The organism is Pseudomonas sp. VS40, from assembly GCF_018587885.1.
GTDB classification, from domain to species: domain Bacteria; phylum Pseudomonadota; class Gammaproteobacteria; order Pseudomonadales; family Pseudomonadaceae; genus Aquipseudomonas; species Aquipseudomonas pergaminensis.
The window spans coordinates 342,491-357,448 of sequence record NZ_JAGYWD010000004.1 but is presented as its reverse complement, the minus strand read 5'-3'; the positions used below and the strand labels follow the sequence as shown (position 1 = coordinate 357,448).

Below are 14,958 nucleotides of genomic sequence, written 5' to 3'. Positions count from 1 at the left end.
ATTCAGGTGTTACAGGGTCAGGAAGCCGTCGTAGAGCCCATAGGCCGCCACCAGGGCGCCAATGACCACTGCGGCGAAAATCAGCTTCTCGACGTGGGTGAAAATCGGTTTGCCCAACTCATGCTTGGCCTTGGCGAACAGGATTACGCCGGGGGCATACAGCAGGGCGGACAACAGCAGGTATTTGACGCCGCCGGCGTAGAGCAGCCAGACCGCGTAGATCAGCGCGATAGCGCCGATGAACAGGTCTTTCTTGCGCTCGCGCAGGGCGTTTTCGTAGGTCTCGCCGCGCACGGCCAGCAGTAATGCGTAAGCCGCCGACCACAGGTAGGGCACCAGGATCATCGAGGTGGCGAGGTAGATCAGCGACAGGTAGGTGCTGGCGGAAAACAGCGTGATCACCAGGAATATCTGCACCATGGCGTTGGTCAGCCACAGGGCGTTGGCCGGCACATGGTTGGCGTTCTCCTTGCGCAGGAACTCCGGCATGGTGTGGTCCTTGGCGGCGGCGAACATGATCTCCGCACACAGCAGCACCCACGACAGCAGCGCCCCCAGCAGCGAGATGATCAAGCCGACGCTGATCAGCACCGCACCCCAGTGGCCCACCACATGTTCCAGCACGGCGGCCATCGATGGGTTTTGCAGCTTGGCCAGTTCCGGTTGGGTCATGATGCCCAGGGACAGCACGTTCACCAGCATCAGGAACAACAGCACGGTGATAAAGCCGATTACCGTGGCCTTGCCCACGTCGGAGCGTTTTTCTGCGCGGGAGGAGAAGATGCTCGCGCCTTCGATGCCGATGAACACCCACACGGTGACCAGCATCATGTTGCGCACCTGGTTCATCACGCTGCCCAGGTCGGGGTTTTTCACGCCCCAGATGTCAGCGGTGAAGATGTCCAGCTTGAACGCGAACAGGGCGATCAACACAAACAGCACCAGCGGCACCACTTTGGCGACGGTGGTCACCAGGTTGATGAATGCCGCTTCCTTGATGCCGCGCAGCACCAGGAAATGCACGGCCCACAGCAGCACCGACGCACCGATCACCGCAGCAGGGGTATTGCCTTCGCCAAAGATCGGGAAAAAGTAACCGAGGGTGCTGAACAGCAACACGAAATAACCGACGTTGCCCAACCAGGCGCTGATCCAGTAGCCCCAGGCTGAAGAGAAGCCCATGTAGTCACCGAAGCCGGCCTTGGCGTAGGCATACACGCCGCCGTCGAGGTCGGGCTTGCGGTTGGCGAGGGTCTGGAACACAAACGCGAGGGTCAACATGCCAATGGCGGTAATCACCCAACCAATCAGCACGGCGCCGACATCGGCACTGGCGGCCATATTTTGCGGCAGTGAGAAGATCCCGCCGCCAATCATTGAGCCGACGACAAGTGCAACCAGTGCGCCCAGTCGTAGTTTTCCGGGAGATTCAGACATCGCATAACTCCAATGCAGGAGAAGAGAGACCACAGAATAAATCCGTGCGCTAATCAAACAGCTGACTCAGATCACTTCATTGGCACATTCCATTGTGAATTAATGACATAGGGTGCAAAGCCGTGGGCAATAGTTTTCCGCGCAAAGGGGCTTTCCAGAGCGATCCCTGCGGTATTGGTTATTCATTTAGTGCTACGTGTGGACATTTTAAGCTAGTCCGTTTTCCCGAATGTGCAAACTTTTCATACAGGCGACAATAAGTAGCCAATACACGACAAAGTAGTCGCCGTATTTAAATTCTAAATAAGCCTCAACCCTATAAACTGTCATGCCCTTGGGTTATTAGCGCCGTGTTTTATTGCGGTCTCTAATAAACGCTACACTCGCTGGGTTAATTAGTTGAGTGCACAGTTGTCAGCTAAAACGATTTATTCATTCAGGAGTGTTCATGTCCCAACCCGCCCAGAAACTTCGGCTCAGTGCCCTGATCGCCCTGGTAGTGGGGTCGATGATCGGCGGGGGGATTTTCTCGTTGCCGCAGAATATGGCCGCACGCGCCGAGGTGGGCGCCGTGCTGATCGGCTGGGCGATCACCGCCGTGGGTATGTTGACCCTGGCCTTCGTGTTCCAGACCCTGGCCAACCGCAAGCCTGAATTGGACTCGGGCGTGTACGCCTATGCCAAGGCAGGCTTCGGCGACTACATGGGCTTCTCGTCGGCCTGGGGTTACTGGATCAGCGCCTGGATGGGCAACGTGGGTTACTTCGTGTTGCTGTTCAGCACCCTCGGTTATTTTTTTCCGATATTCGGTCAGGGCAACACGCCGGTGGCCATCGGCTGCGCGTCCTTGCTGCTGTGGGCCGTGCATTTTCTGGTGTTGCGTGGGATCAAGGAGGCCGCGTTTATCAATCAGATCACCACCGTGGCCAAGATCGTGCCGCTGCTGATGTTTATCGTAATTGCCAGCGTGGCATTCAAGGCCGAAATCTTCACCCGTGATATCTGGGGCGCGGGCAACCCGACTATCGGCAGCGTGGTGGACCAGGTGCGCAACATGATGCTCGTCACCGTGTTTGTGTTTATCGGCATCGAGGGCGCCAGCGTGTACTCGGCGCGCGCCGAGAAACGCTCGGACGTGGGCCGCGCCACGGTCATCGGTTTTTTGGGCGTGCTGGCACTGCTGGTGCTGGTGAACGTGTTGTCCCTGGGGATCATGAGCCAGCCGGAACTCGCGCACTTGCAGAACCCGTCCCTGGCAGGTGTGCTTGAACACATCGTCGGCCCCTGGGGCGCGATGGCGATCAGCATCGGCCTGGCGGTCTCGCTGCTCGGCGCCTTGCTGTCCTGGGCGTTGCTCTGCGCGGAAATCCTCTACGCCACGGCCCAGGACAAGACCATGCCGGCGTTTTTGAAAAAGGAAAACGCCAACCAGGTGCCGGTTAACGCGTTATGGCTGACCAATGTAATGATCCAGGTCTTCCTGGTGATCACTCTGTTTTCCCACAGCACCTACACCACCCTGATATACCTCGCCTCCTCGATGATCCTGGTGCCGTACCTGTGGTCGGCGGCCTATGCGGTGTTGTTGAGCGGGCGCGGCGAAACCTACCAGGGCGCCCACGGCCAGCGCATGAAGGACTTGCTGGTGGGCCTGATTGCCCTCGGCTATGCGGTGTGGCTGCTCTACGCTGGCGGCTTGAAGTACCTGCTGCTGTCGGCGCTGCTGTATGCACCTGGCGTGATCCTGTTTGCCTTGGCCAAGCGCGAGCAGGACCAGCCCTTGTTTACCCACATGGAAAAAGGCATTTTCAGCTGCGTGATCGCCGGCGCGGGGCTGGCGGCGTATGGGTTGTACAGCGGGGTGTTGTCGTTGTGAGACTGGCGTATCAGCCGCCCTACGACTGGGCGGCAATGGTGGGGTTTCTGTCGGCGCGGGCGATCGGCGGGATGGAGACGGTCGAGGCGGGGGTGTACCGGCGCAGTATCAGTCTCCGCGGGCAGCACGGCTGGATCAGCGTGGCAATGGGGGATGGCGATTGGCTAGACGTGGAGGTGGGTTTTCCAGACCCGGCGGCATTGCCTGAGATCGAACGGCGCCTGCGCACGATGTTCGATCTGGATGCCCAGCCCCAGTCGATCAACCCGCAACTGGCGACGGACCCATTGATGGCGCAACTGGTCGCAGCGCGTCCGGGCTTGCGTGTGCCGGGCACCTGGGATGGCCTGGAGCTGGCGATTCGCGCGGTGCTCGGCCAGCAAATCACCGTGGTGGCCGCGATTCGTCTGGCGGGTAAGTTGGTGGCGCAATACGGTCAGCCGTTGGCAACGCCGCATGCCGGTATCACCCATGTGTTCCCCTCCGCCGAGGTGTTGGCAGCGGCGGACCTGGCGACGCTGGGCATGCCCAAGGCGCGTGGGCGGACCTTGTCGGGGGTGGCCCAGGCGTTGCTGGATGATCCCCGATTGTTCGAACCCCAGGCCAGCCTAAAGGCCGGTGTGGCGCGGTTGGTGGCGTTGCCCGGCATTGGCGACTGGACCGCGCAGTACATCGCCATGCGTCAGATGCGCGAGGTGGATGCGTTTGCGTCGGGGGATATCGGTTTGATCAATGCACTGGCGGCGTTGGAAGGTGGGCCGGTTTCGGCGCGGCAGTTGTTGGCGCGGGCTGAGGCTTGGCGCCCGCTCCGGGCGTATGCGGCGCAGCATTTGTGGACGTCGTTGCAGCGGGCGGATTGATAGTGCCTGTACTGGCCTCTTCGCGAGCAAGCCCGCTCCCACATTCGACCGCATTCCATGGAGGTACTCGGTCAAAATGTGGGAGCGGGCTTGCTCGCGAATGCGGACTCAAGGTCACCACTGAGGCCGGTGTGAACCCAATTCCCCAGCCGGCAAATCCCACTGCAACGGCGTGCCGCTGATAGCGACCGGTGGCAACAATCGATGTGCCTGGCCCCAGGCTGTCTGCTCCGCCAACAGGCCTTGATCTGCTGGCTCTTCGGCGCGCAACGCTGGCTGCTCCGGCACTTGTCCCGCCTCTACCAGCAACTTCGCCGTGCGCGCCAGCGACAACCGTGCCGAACCGCCGCGCCCCGACTTCAAGCGTTCGCTCAAGGCCTGAATCGCACTGGCCGCCATCAAATACCCGGTCGCGTGATCCAGCGCCTGCAACGGCAGGGGCACCGGTTTGTCCGTCTGTTTCCAGGCCATGCCAGCGGCGGCGATTCCGCTGCTCATCTGCACCAAACTGTCGAAACCCCGGCGATTACGCCATGGGCCGCTCCAGCCGTAGGCGTTGAGGCTCACATCGATCAGGCCGGGGGCAATGGCTTGCAGGGCGCTGGCGGTGTAGCCCAATTGCTCCAGGGCGTCGGCGCGGTAGCCGTGGAACAGGATGTCGGCTTCCTTGAGCAGGCCTTCGAAAACCTGCCGGCCTTCCGGGCTTTTCAAATCCAGGCGGGCGCAGCGTTTGCCCAGGGTCATTTCTGGCACTACGCCCGGTTCGTTCCAGTTGGGGGAGTCGATGCGCAGCACGTCGGCGCCCAGGCCCGCGAGAAAGCGACTGGCCACGGGACCGGCCAGCACGCGGGTCAGGTCCAGTACCTTGATGCCCGCCAGCGGCCGCGCCACCGAGCCGAGCCAGGGTTTAACGGAGGTGGTTTCATTGGTCTGACGCTGCACCAGCGCCTCGGCATTCACTGCCAGCCCTTGGGGATGCGACTGCCATGCCTGCCACGAACGCATCTGCGCCGCGCAACCACCCTCGTCGACAATCGCTTGCTCCAACTCGGCAGCTTTCCATTTGGCCACATTGGCGGCCATCTCGCTGCGGTCGGCGGCTTTGCCCAGCACCCGCTCGGCAGCGGCGCGGTGATGGGGCGCGTTGGTGTGCAGGCGAATCCAGCCATCGGCGCTGGCGTAGTCGCCTGCCACCGGGTCCCACAGCGGTGGAACGTCCCAGCCTACCGGACGAATCGAGGAGGAGAACCAGAAGGACGCGAGCCGCCGGTCCACGCTGACGCCAGGCAGGCGCCCGGTCTGTTGCTGGATCAACTGGGCCACGGCCTGGCCGGCGGCACCGATGCTGGCGGCGGCCAGGTCGGTGACAGCGAAGGTCGAGGGCAGGGCGCCGGCTTCGGTATAGGTCAGTGGCGTGTGCGGTAGATCGAGTGCGGCTTGGATGGGGGTCAGCAGGTCAGTCATCAAAGGCCCTCCGTAAGAGAAGGGCCACTATAGAAGATCCTCAGGCCGGTGTGGCAACCCCAGGTTCCAACGGCAGGTCGATGCTGGCGACAAAGCCGCCGTCGGAATGGTTGGCGAGGATCAGGCTGCCGCCATGGCGTTCGGCGGCGCGACGCGCAATCGCCAGCCCTAGCCCATGGCCTTGTGCGGTCTGGCCGGGCGCGCGGTAGAAGGGTTCGCCCAACTGGCTCAAGTGCTCGGCGTCAACGCCTGGGCCGTGGTCGCGCACGCTGATGAGAATGCGCTCGCCCTGGCGCTGGGCCTGTAGCTCAATTGCCCGACCCTGTGGGTTGAAACGCTGGGCGTTGCGCAGCAGGTTATCCACAGCGCGCTCGATCATGGTCGGCCAGCCCTTGAGGTGCAGGTCGCCTTCGGCGCTCAGTTGCACCACCTGGTCCGGCGCGCTGAGTTGGGCGTCCTTTTGCAAGGTTTTGAGCAGTGGGTAGAGGTCGATCTCTTCGGCGCTGGCATTGTCGGCATCGACGCGGGCCAGTACCAGGATCTCGCTGATCAACGCCTCCAGGCGATCGCACTCACGGGTCAGGCGCGGCCAGAGTTTTTCCCGTTCTTCGGGGCTGGCGCGTTCGGCCAGGGCCAGGGCGATCCGCAGGCGTGCCAGGGGCGAGCGCAGTTCGTGGGAGACATCGCGCAGCAACTGGCGCTGGCTGCCGATCAGGCTTTGCAGGCGGGCGCCCATGCGGTTGAAGTCGGTAGCCAGCACGCCGAATTCATCGCGGCGGTTGGCCAGGCGCGCCAGGCTGTTTTGCTGATAGGTGGCCTGACCAAGGTCATGCACCGCACCACGCAAACGGCTGAGGGGTCGGGTGATGGACAGTGTCACCAGCAGGCTGAACAGGGTCAGCACCACCAGCGCAATCGCCAACGCGCTCAACGGCCACAAAAGGCTGCTGCGGTGCCAGGCGTCGAGTTCCGGGTGCGGGATGCGGTAGATCAGCAGGTAGGTGTCGCCGGTCTTTTCGCTGGTGTACTCGGCGGTCAGGCGACGCCAGGGCAGATGGCCGTCCTGGCTGTCGTTCTGGCGCGCCTCGAAGGCGGCGGCGCGGCGCGGGAAGGTGCCGCGAACCACCGGATCGCCGCTTTCATTCAGCACTTGCACGTCGATGTGGTACTGGCGTTTGCGCTGTTGCAGCAAGTCCTGGGCAGCATCCTCACCCTGGGCTTCGTAGAGTTGGGTCCACTCTTCGGCCAGGTTATTAAGGCCGGGGTGGCGGCTGAGAATCCAGGCATCTTGATTGAGCATGTGCCCAAGCAGAATCGACAACCCGGCAACCAAGGCGATGGCCAGCCAGAAGCTGGCCAGGATGCGCCAGAACAATGAACGCACAGGAAACCCTCAAACAGGAAAAGCCCAGCGGCGCGAGCCACTGGGCTGGGAGTGTTAACGCGTGGGCATTATTGCGCTTTTTGCGGCTGTTGCGCTTTCCAGGCCTGGAATTCCTTCCATTCGGCGCGGCGCTGTTCTTGCTTCTTGACGATCTCGTCGAATTTCTTCTGTTGATCGGGTTTCAGCACGGCGCGGATGTCCGCCTGGGTTTTCTGCTTGCCGGCGGCGATTTCGTCCTGCATGGCTTTCTGGTCAGCGGCTGGCAGTTTGTCCAGGTACTTTTTGACCAAGTCCTTGCGAGCATGCCATTGGTCGCCCATCAGTTTGCCGATCTGCTCACGCTGTTCCTTGCTCAGGTCCAGTTGGCTGAACGGGCCACCTTTGCCACGCGGACCGTGTTCACCGCCGTGGCCCGGGCCACCCATCATGTGGCCTTCGGGGCCGCCCATCGGGCCTGGGCCTTCAGGCATTGCCGCCATGGCAACGGTTGGCAGGGCAGCGGCGAACATCAAAGCGATAAGGGTCTTGCGCATGGTGATTCTCCTGTCTCTATTCCGGTGAGTCCGGATGTGAGTAGATTACGGAGATCAAGGTCAGCCGCCGTCAGGAGAGGGTAAAGGTTTGGTAAGGGGGAGGGCGGCAGCGTCAAGTGGCGAGCGGCAAGCTGCAAGTGAAGAGCTTTTGACTTGCCGCTTGGAGCTGAAAACTTATAGCTGCCTCAAAGGCTGTAGTAGTAGCCCCGGCTGCGCAGCGCCACGATCCGTGGCCGGCCATCCGGGTGCGGGCCGATCTTTTTGCGCAGGTTGCTCACATGCATGTCCAGGCTGCGATCGTAAAGGGTCAGCTTGCGGCCCAGGGCAATCTGCGCCAGTTCCTGTTTGTCCAGCGGTTCGCCGGGCTGGCGCAGCAAGGCTTCGAGCAGGCGGCTTTCAGAGACGGTGAGGGCGAACTCCTGCTCGTCGATGCTGACCACGCCGCGCACCGGGCTGAAGCACAGGTCGCCCAGTTCCAACTGGGTAGACACGGCGGCCGGGTGGCTGCGGCGCAGCACGGCGCGCAGGCGGGCGGTGAGTTCGCGTGGGTCGCAGGGCTTGGCCAGGTAGTCGTCGGCGCCCAGTTCCAGGCCGAGGATGCGGTCCAGCGGTTCGCCACGGGCCGAGAGCATCAGCACCGGCAGTTCCGGGTGCTCATTGCGCAATTGCTTGAGCAACTCAAGGCCACTGCCGTCGGGCAGCATCACGTCGAGCACCACCGCGGCTGGGGCGCTGTCAGCCAAGGCTTTGCGGGCGCTCAAGCCGTCATGGCAGGCGCGCACCTGGAAACCTTCCTGGCTCAACCAGCTGGTCAGTAGCTCGCAGAGCTCCTGGTCATCATCTATCAGTAACAGCTCGCTCATGACTCACTCAATTTAGCCATTGTCGACGGCGACGGTGCCCACCGCTGGCGAAGATCCCGCACAGCAGGGCGATCAGTGCGACGGCCCCGCCGGTGACGAACCACTGTTGTTGCTCGGTCAGCCATCGGGTCAAGGCACCGCCTTGTGTCTCTTTGAGTTGCTGTGCCAGGCGTTGGTTCTCTTGGCGAAGGCGACTCAATTGGGCGCTTTCGCGGGCAGCATCCGCACTTTGCAGTTGCTTGCTCAGTTCTTCACGCTGGCGTTCGCTTTCTTTCAAACGTTGCTGCAACTCGGTGATCTGGGCGCCGGCACTCAAGGACAGGGGCGTGGAACTGCCGGTGTTCGAGGTTTCTTCAGCGTGGGCCGTAGCCCCGATCATTACCACTGCCAACAGACACAACTGACGTAAGCGCATCGGAACTCCTGATTCCACACGAATATTCAGAACGTTGTCGGCAGGTTACCGAGAATAATGAGCAATTAGCAGTACGCCGAACCGATTAGGTTCGGCGCGGCCGGAATCAAGGCAGGACTTGCTTGAACGGCTTGATCACGACGTCGGCGTAAACGCCCGCCGCAACATAAGGATCAGCCTTGGCCCAGGCCTGGGCGTCGGCCAGGGAGGCGAACTCGGCAACGATCAGGCTACCGGTGAAACCGGCATCGCCCGGATCATTGCTGTCCACGGCCGGGTGCGGGCCGGCCAGCACGATGCGGCCTTCGGCTTGCAACTGCTTGAGGCGCTCGACATGGGCCGGGCGCACGCTCAGGCGTTTTTCCAGCGAGTTGGCAACGTCGGTGGCAATGATGGCGTAGAGCATGTCAGTCCTCGGTTTTAGGCGTGGTAGGGGCGGCGTCATGCAGGTGGCGCGACAGGTAGATACCTTGGCCGACCAGGAATAACACGGTCATGGCCAGGCTGCCGAACACTTTGAAGTCGACCCAGTAGTCCTGGAAGGTAAAGGCCACGAACAGGTTGGCCGCGCCGCAGAACAGGAAGAACACGATCCAGGCTACGTTCAAGCGTGTCCACACCGGGTCCGGCAGGGTCAGCGCATGGCCCATGATCCGCTTGATCAGCAGGCGGTCACCGATGAAGTGGCTGCCGATAAAGACCAGGGCGAACAGCCAGTTCACTACTGGCGCTTTCCATTTGAGGAAGGTTTCGCTATGGAAGGCCAGGGTCAGGCCGCCGAATACCAGGCAGGCGACCAGGGTCAGCCATTGGCTTTTTTCCAGCTTGCGCTGGGAGATGAAGATGGCGCCGTAGACGACGATGGAGCTGATGATCAGTACGGCGGTGGCGCTGTAGATGCCTCCGAACGACAGCTCGTGACCGGCGATTTCGATGACCCTGGGGTCGAGTTTGGTAACGATGAAAAACAGCAACAGCGGGATGAAGTCGATGAATTGTTTCACAGTAAGAGCCAGAAGCTGGATGTGGCGGCATAATAACAAACATCCTTGGTAGCGAAAGCGCCAGCTGACTTGAGGTTACACATCCCCGTGAATGTTGATTTGCACTGCCACAGCACGGCCTCCGACGGCGCCTTGGCGCCTGCGGTACTGGTTGCGCGTGCGTTTGAAAAAGGCGTGCGAGTCTTGTCGTTGACCGACCACGACACCCTCGAAGGTCTCGACGAGGCCCGGGTCGCGGCCCACAGTCTAGGCATGCACCTGGTCAACGGCGTGGAATTGTCCTGCACCTGGGGCGGCGCCACCATTCATGTGCTCGGCTATGGTTTCGATCAGCAAGCCGCGCCTTTGGTCGCGGCCATCGCCCAATTGCACGATGGCCGCTGGCTGCGGTCCGAAGAAATAAGCCGCAAGCTCAGCCTTAAAGGCATGCCTGGCGCCCTCGAAGGCGCTCGCGCCATCCAGCAGGAACTGGGCGACAGTGGTAATGCGCCGGCTCGGCCGCACTTTGCCGACTGGATGGTGCGCGAAGGTTTCGTCAAAGACCGCGCCGAGGCTTTCCGCAAATGGCTGGGCGCCGGCAAGTTGGGGGATGTGAAGCAACACTGGCCGACCCTGGAAGACACCGTCGAGACCTTGCGAGCCTCCGGCGCCTGGGTGAGCCTGGCCCACCCCTGGCATTATGATTTCACCCGCAGCAAGCGCCGCAAGCTGATTGCCGACTATATTGGAGCGGGCGGCCACGCAATTGAAGTGGTCAACGGGCATCAACCCGCCGAACAGGTCGGCAGCCTGGCGATTCTTGCTCGCGAATTTGGTCTGCTGGTCAGCGCCGGCAGTGATTTTCATGGCCCAGGCGGCTGGTCCGAGATCGGCGAATACCGCGCGGTCCCGGAAGATTTGCCGCTCTTGTGGGGGCGATTCAAGCATGACCCCATTATTGCCACCGTCTGAACAGGTAGAGCACGTGAGTCAATTCTTCCAGATTCATCCGGAAAACCCCCAGGCGCGCCTGATCAAACAGGCCGTCGAGATCATTCGCGCCGGCGGCGTGGTCATCTACCCAACGGATTCGTCCTACGCCATTGGTTGCCAGATTGGTGACAAGGGCGCGGTCGAGCGTGTGCGACGCCTGCGCCAGTTGGACGACAAGCACAACTTTGCGCTGATCTGCAGCGACCTGTCCCAACTCGGGCTGTTCGCCAAGGTCGACACCGGCACCTTCCGCCTGCTCAAGGCCCACACGCCAGGGCCCTACACCTTTATTCTCAACGCCACCCGCGAAGTGCCGCGCCTGCTGCTGCACCCCAAGAAGCGCACCATCGGCCTGCGAGTCCCGGAGCATCCTATTGCTCTGGCGCTGCTCGAAGAGCTGGGTGAGCCGTTGATGAGCGTGTCGCTGATCATGCCGGGTGAGGATGAGCCTCTGTATGACCCCTACGAAATGCGCCGCCTGCTGGAAAAGCACGTCGACCTGATCATCGACGGTGGCTACGGCGGCAACAAAGCCTCCACCGTGATCAACCTGGCCGACGGCGAACCCGAAGTGATCCGCGTGGGTTGCGGCGACCCGGCGCCGTTCATGGTCGAGGCCTGAATGTCGGCCGTGGAAACCGTCGACAGCCAAGCGGGCGCCCAGCAGGAACTGCCGTTTGCCATGGTGTATGGCCAGGCGGTCATGGAAATGCCCTTGGACCTGTACATCCCGCCGGACGCCCTCGAAGTCTTCCTTGAAGCCTTCGAAGGCCCGCTGGACTTGCTGCTCTACCTGATTCGCAAGCAGAACATCAACATCCTCGACATCCCGGTGGCGGAAATCACCCGCCAGTACATGGGCTATGTCGAGCTGATGCAGTCGGTGCGCCTGGAACTGGCCGCCGAGTACCTGGTGATGGCCGCCATGCTCGCCGAGATCAAGTCGCGCATGCTGCTGCCGCGCTCGGAGACAGTGGAAGCCGAAGAAGACGACCCGCGCGCCGAACTGATCCGCCGCCTGCAAGAGTACGAACGCTTCAAGGCCGCCGCCGAAGGCATCGACGGCTTGAGCCGCGTGGGCCGCGATGTGGTGGTGCCCAAGCTCGACGCCCCCGAGGCCCGTGCGCGCAAACTGTTGCCGGACGTGAGCCTGGAAGAATTGCTGATGTCCATGGCCGAGGTGCTGCGCCGGGGCGATATGTTTGAAAGCCACCAGGTCAGCCGTGAAGCACTGTCCACCCGCGAGCGCATGAGCGACGTGCTGGAACGCCTCAAGGGCGGTGGGTTCGTGCCGTTCGTCGAGCTGTTCACCGCCGAAGAAGGGCGCCTGGGGGTGGTGGTGACCTTTATGGCAGTCCTTGAGCTGGTCAAGGAATCGTTGGTCGAGCTGGTCCAGAATGAGCCTTTTGCGGCTATCCACGTGCGGGCGCGAGCCGAATAAAGAGCTGAATCGATGAATCTGACTGAACCCCGCGAACTGGCGCCGCTGCTCGAAGCCTTCCTACTGGCCTCGGGTAAACCGCAATCCCTGGAGCGCCTGTTCGAACTCTTTGAGGAGGCCGAGCGGCCCGAGCCGCCGGTGTTCAAGAAGGCGCTGGAGATCCTGCGCAAATCCTGCGAGGGCCGCGCCTTTGAACTGCGCGAAGTGGCGTCGGGTTATCGCCTGCAGATCCGTGAGAAATTTTCCCCGTGGGTTGGCCGCTTGTGGGAAGAGCGCCCGCAGCGGTATTCGCGGGCGATGCTGGAGACCATGGCGCTGATCGCCTATCGCCAGCCGATCACCCGGGGCGAGATCGAAGACGTACGGGGCGTGGCGGTCAACAGCCACATCGTCAAGACCCTGCTGGAGCGCGAGTGGATCCGTATCGTCGGCTACCGCGACGTGCCCGGCAAACCGGCGATGTTCGCCACCACCAAGGTGTTCCTCGACCACTTCAACCTGAAGAACCTCGACGACCTGCCGCCGCTGGCCGAACTGCGCGAGATGGAGGCCGAGCCGGTGCTCGACTTCGACGACGCCCCGGTGCCCGCGAGCCTGCAGGAATTGGCCGACGCCAGCGCCGAGCCGGAAGAGCCGAAGGACGAGACCAGTTTTCATACGTTGTTGCTGGAATTGGACGACATGGAGCAGGGCATCAAGACTGACTTCGACGACCTGCTGCGTGACGGCGTCGCCGAACCTGAAACTCAACCGAACGTTGAGGCTGAGCCTGAAGTCGAAGCAGAACCTGAGCCAGAGGAAGACATCCTTGGCGTTGCTGAGGCCCGCGAAAAACTCCTCGCCGCCGTCGCCGCTCTCGAACAACCGCCTTTGAGCGACGAAGAAGACGAAGCCCGGGCCCTGGCCGAAGCCATCGAAGCCGAGCGCCGCCAGTTCGAAGACTGACGCAATACACCTGTGGGAGCGGGCTTGCTCGCGAATGCGGTGAGTCAGCTTGCAGATGCATTGACTGAGCCACTGCATTCGCGAGCAAGCCCGCTCCCACATTTGATCTCCATTGTCTGGGAGAAACCATGAGCTCTACCAAAGACCCGTGCATCAGCATCTGCAAATTCAGCGATGACATCTGCGTCGGCTGTGGCCGCAGCAAGCGTGAGATCCGCGCCTGGAAGAAACTCGACAAAGCCGACAAGCGCAGCGTCCTGGCCGAAGCCGAGCTGCGATTGCTGGCCCTGGGCGCCACCGGTCGGCGGAAAAGCAAATGACTTGGCGCTTATCGACTAGTCTGTGATGCGCAACGCGCGTCATGCGCGTATGATTCGCGACCCTTTGCCGAGCTATTCGGCCAAAGCCCCGCTTTCAACACTCTTCAGGCCACGCCTGAATCGACCCACCGGGAGGTGCTTAAGATGAACGACAAAGACCAGAACGACAGCCAGGAAATCGGCCCAGCAGGCGAAAAACTGCAAAAGGTGCTGGCGCGTATCGGCGTGGGCTCGCGCCGCGACGTCGAAGCCTGGATCACCCAGAAGCGTATCAAGGTCAACGGCGTCGAGGCCACCCTCGGCCAGCGCGTCGACCTGCACGACGCAATCACCATCGATGGCAAGGTCATCAAGCGTGAAGAGGCCGCCGAATCGGTGCGCCGCGTGATCATGTACAACAAGCCCGATGGCGAGATCTGCACCCGTGACGACCCGGAAGGCCGTCCGACCGTGTTCGACAAGATGCCTAAGCCGAAGGAAGGCCGCTGGATCAACATCGGCCGGCTCGACATCAACACCACCGGCCTGCTGATGTTCACCACCGACGGTGAGCTGGCCAACCGCCTGATGCACCCGTCCTACGAGATGGACCGCGAGTACGCCGTGCGTGTACGTGGTGAAGTCGATGATGAGATGATCGAGCGCCTGAAGGCTGGCGTGGTGCTGGAAGACGGCCCGGCCAAGTTCACCGACATCAAGCAAGCGCCTGGTGGTGAAGGTTTCAACCACTGGTACCACTGCGTGGTAATGGAAGGCCGTAACCGTGAAGTACGTCGCCTGTGGGAATCCCAGGGCCTGGTGGTCAGCCGCCTGAAGCGCGTGCGTTTCGGTCCGGTGTTCCTCAACTCCGACCTGCCGATGGGCCGCTGGCGCGAAATGAGCCAGTACGAAGTCGACATTCTCAGCGCCGAAGTCGGCCTGACGCCCGTCGCTATGCCGCAGATGAACGCCAAGAGCAAAGACAAGCTTGAGCGTATGCAGCGTAAATCGTCGCGCCCTGTGGCTCGCACCGAACGGGTTGCCCGCACCCTGCGCCCTGCGCTGAATGCACCGGCGACCGGCGGTCGTATTTCCCGTGAACCGCAGATTGAAGGTGAGCGTCGCCCAACCGCGCCGTCGCGCCAGGAAGGCGAGCGCGCGCCACGTGCGCCGCGTCCTGCTCCGTCGGGTGGTCGCAGCAATCGGGGTGAAGCCGATCGCCCAGCGGACAACGCCAGCACCAAGCGTCCAGCCAAGCCAGCAGCGAACAAACGCCCTGGCCCGAAATTGGTCGCGGACGAGCCGTCGGGCAAGCGCCGTGGCGCCCCGGCCGGTTCGGGTCAGCGTCCGGGTTTTGGTCGCAAGAAGCCGCAGTGATGCGCTAAACGCTGCACAAAAACGCCAACCCTCGGGTTGGCGTTTTTTTTGCCTTGGCACACGTGTCGGGATCTCGTTTGCTGAGTGA

16 protein-coding genes are annotated in these 14,958 nt (G+C 62.0%); 8 read left to right on the top strand and 8 right to left on the bottom strand.

Annotated features, from left to right (window positions below):
- Positions 1-9 precede the first annotated feature (9 nt).
- Positions 10-1,437: an arginine-ornithine antiporter gene (gene arcD / locus KHP07_RS14440; RefSeq protein WP_078049998.1), complete on the bottom strand. Its 1,428-nt coding sequence runs from the start codon at positions 1,435-1,437 to the stop codon at positions 10-12.
- A 448-nt stretch (positions 1,438-1,885) separates the two neighbouring features.
- On the opposite strand from arcD (KHP07_RS14440), the gene arcD (KHP07_RS14435) reads away from it, so the two are divergent.
- Positions 1,886-3,313: an arginine-ornithine antiporter gene (gene arcD, locus KHP07_RS14435; protein WP_078049997.1), complete on the top strand. Its 1,428-nt coding sequence runs from the start codon at positions 1,886-1,888 to the stop codon at positions 3,311-3,313.
- The gene (locus KHP07_RS14430) at positions 3,310-4,173 is read left to right on the top strand and encodes a DNA-3-methyladenine glycosylase family protein (protein WP_214497401.1); all 864 of its coding nucleotides are present in this window, start codon (positions 3,310-3,312) and stop codon (positions 4,171-4,173) included. Before arcD (KHP07_RS14435) ends, KHP07_RS14430 begins: the two co-directional genes overlap by 4 nt.
- A gap of 114 nt (positions 4,174-4,287) precedes the next feature.
- Here KHP07_RS14430 and KHP07_RS14425 read toward each other — a convergent pair whose 3' ends face one another.
- The 7 genes from KHP07_RS14425 to KHP07_RS14395 all read right to left on the bottom strand — a co-directional run bounded on the left by KHP07_RS14425 (position 4,288) and on the right by KHP07_RS14395 (position 9,836).
- Entirely contained in the window at positions 4,288-5,637 is a 1,350-nt protein-coding gene (locus KHP07_RS14425) for a CoA transferase (protein WP_214497400.1), read from the bottom strand.
- 40 nt (positions 5,638-5,677) lie between these two features.
- The gene (locus tag KHP07_RS14420) at positions 5,678-7,021 is read right to left on the bottom strand and encodes a sensor histidine kinase (protein ID WP_099494294.1); all 1,344 of its coding nucleotides are present in this window, start codon (positions 7,019-7,021) and stop codon (positions 5,678-5,680) included.
- Between the two features lie 68 nt (positions 7,022-7,089).
- Positions 7,090-7,554 carry an LTXXQ domain protein gene (locus KHP07_RS14415; protein ID WP_034109057.1) on the bottom strand — a complete coding sequence of 155 codons (465 nt, stop codon included), beginning with the start codon at positions 7,552-7,554 and terminating at the stop codon, positions 7,090-7,092.
- 185 nt (positions 7,555-7,739) lie between these two features.
- Positions 7,740-8,417, bottom strand: coding sequence for a response regulator transcription factor (locus KHP07_RS14410; RefSeq protein WP_078049993.1), 678 nt, complete (start codon positions 8,415-8,417; stop codon positions 7,740-7,742).
- Between the two features lie 7 nt (positions 8,418-8,424).
- The gene (locus KHP07_RS14405; protein ID WP_099494295.1) at positions 8,425-8,832 is read right to left on the bottom strand and encodes an SH3 domain-containing protein; all 408 of its coding nucleotides are present in this window, start codon (positions 8,830-8,832) and stop codon (positions 8,425-8,427) included.
- A 106-nt stretch (positions 8,833-8,938) separates the two neighbouring features.
- The gene (locus KHP07_RS14400) at positions 8,939-9,238 is read right to left on the bottom strand and encodes a YciI family protein (RefSeq protein WP_015885584.1); all 300 of its coding nucleotides are present in this window, start codon (positions 9,236-9,238) and stop codon (positions 8,939-8,941) included.
- A gap of 1 nt (position 9,239) precedes the next feature.
- Entirely contained in the window at positions 9,240-9,836 is a 597-nt protein-coding gene (locus tag KHP07_RS14395) for a septation protein A (protein WP_078049991.1), read from the bottom strand.
- A gap of 87 nt (positions 9,837-9,923) precedes the next feature.
- Between KHP07_RS14395 and KHP07_RS14390 the strand changes: the two genes are divergently transcribed.
- From KHP07_RS14390 to rluB, 6 genes are all read left to right on the top strand, one after another.
- Positions 9,924-10,787, top strand: coding sequence for a PHP domain-containing protein (locus tag KHP07_RS14390; protein WP_078049990.1), 864 nt, complete (start codon positions 9,924-9,926; stop codon positions 10,785-10,787).
- A gap of 13 nt (positions 10,788-10,800) precedes the next feature.
- Positions 10,801-11,430, top strand: a complete 630-nt coding sequence (locus tag KHP07_RS14385; protein WP_016975422.1) for an L-threonylcarbamoyladenylate synthase — start codon at positions 10,801-10,803, stop codon at positions 11,428-11,430.
- Complete coding sequence (locus KHP07_RS14380; RefSeq protein WP_038442795.1) at positions 11,431-12,249, top strand: segregation and condensation protein A; 819 nt, start codon at positions 11,431-11,433, stop codon at positions 12,247-12,249. It begins immediately after the preceding gene.
- A gap of 12 nt (positions 12,250-12,261) precedes the next feature.
- Positions 12,262-13,194, top strand: coding sequence for an SMC-Scp complex subunit ScpB (gene scpB, locus KHP07_RS14375; protein ID WP_099494296.1), 933 nt, complete (start codon positions 12,262-12,264; stop codon positions 13,192-13,194).
- 128 nt (positions 13,195-13,322) lie between these two features.
- Positions 13,323-13,514: a DUF1289 domain-containing protein gene (locus KHP07_RS14370; RefSeq protein WP_028617718.1), complete on the top strand. Its 192-nt coding sequence runs from the start codon at positions 13,323-13,325 to the stop codon at positions 13,512-13,514.
- A gap of 144 nt (positions 13,515-13,658) precedes the next feature.
- A complete protein-coding gene (rluB, locus tag KHP07_RS14365) occupies positions 13,659-14,870 on the top strand; it encodes a 23S rRNA pseudouridine(2605) synthase RluB (RefSeq protein ID WP_025858414.1) in 1,212 nt (403 codons plus the stop codon).
- Positions 14,871-14,958: the final 88 nt, after the last annotated feature.

What these genes read in the sequence shown, in the direction of transcription:
- scpB (WP_099494296.1), top strand. Translation starts at nt 12,262, where the DNA reads ATGAATCTGACTGAACCCCGCGAACTGGCGCCGCTGCTCGAAGCCTTC.
- KHP07_RS14415 (WP_034109057.1), bottom strand. Translation starts at nt 7,554, where the DNA reads ATGCGCAAGACCCTTATCGCTTTGATGTTCGCCGCTGCCCTGCCAACC.
- KHP07_RS14410 (WP_078049993.1), bottom strand. Translation starts at nt 8,417, where the DNA reads ATGAGCGAGCTGTTACTGATAGATGATGACCAGGAGCTCTGCGAGCTA.
- arcD (WP_078049997.1), top strand. Translation starts at nt 1,886, where the DNA reads ATGTCCCAACCCGCCCAGAAACTTCGGCTCAGTGCCCTGATCGCCCTG.
- KHP07_RS14425 (WP_214497400.1), bottom strand. Translation starts at nt 5,637, where the DNA reads ATGACTGACCTGCTGACCCCCATCCAAGCCGCACTCGATCTACCGCAC.
- arcD (WP_078049998.1), bottom strand. Translation starts at nt 1,437, where the DNA reads ATGTCTGAATCTCCCGGAAAACTACGACTGGGCGCACTGGTTGCACTT.
- KHP07_RS14380 (WP_038442795.1), top strand. Translation starts at nt 11,431, where the DNA reads ATGTCGGCCGTGGAAACCGTCGACAGCCAAGCGGGCGCCCAGCAGGAA.
- rluB (WP_025858414.1), top strand. Translation starts at nt 13,659, where the DNA reads ATGAACGACAAAGACCAGAACGACAGCCAGGAAATCGGCCCAGCAGGC.
- KHP07_RS14405 (WP_099494295.1), bottom strand. Translation starts at nt 8,832, where the DNA reads ATGCGCTTACGTCAGTTGTGTCTGTTGGCAGTGGTAATGATCGGGGCT.
- KHP07_RS14370 (WP_028617718.1), top strand. Translation starts at nt 13,323, where the DNA reads ATGAGCTCTACCAAAGACCCGTGCATCAGCATCTGCAAATTCAGCGAT.
- KHP07_RS14400 (WP_015885584.1), bottom strand. Translation starts at nt 9,238, where the DNA reads ATGCTCTACGCCATCATTGCCACCGACGTTGCCAACTCGCTGGAAAAA.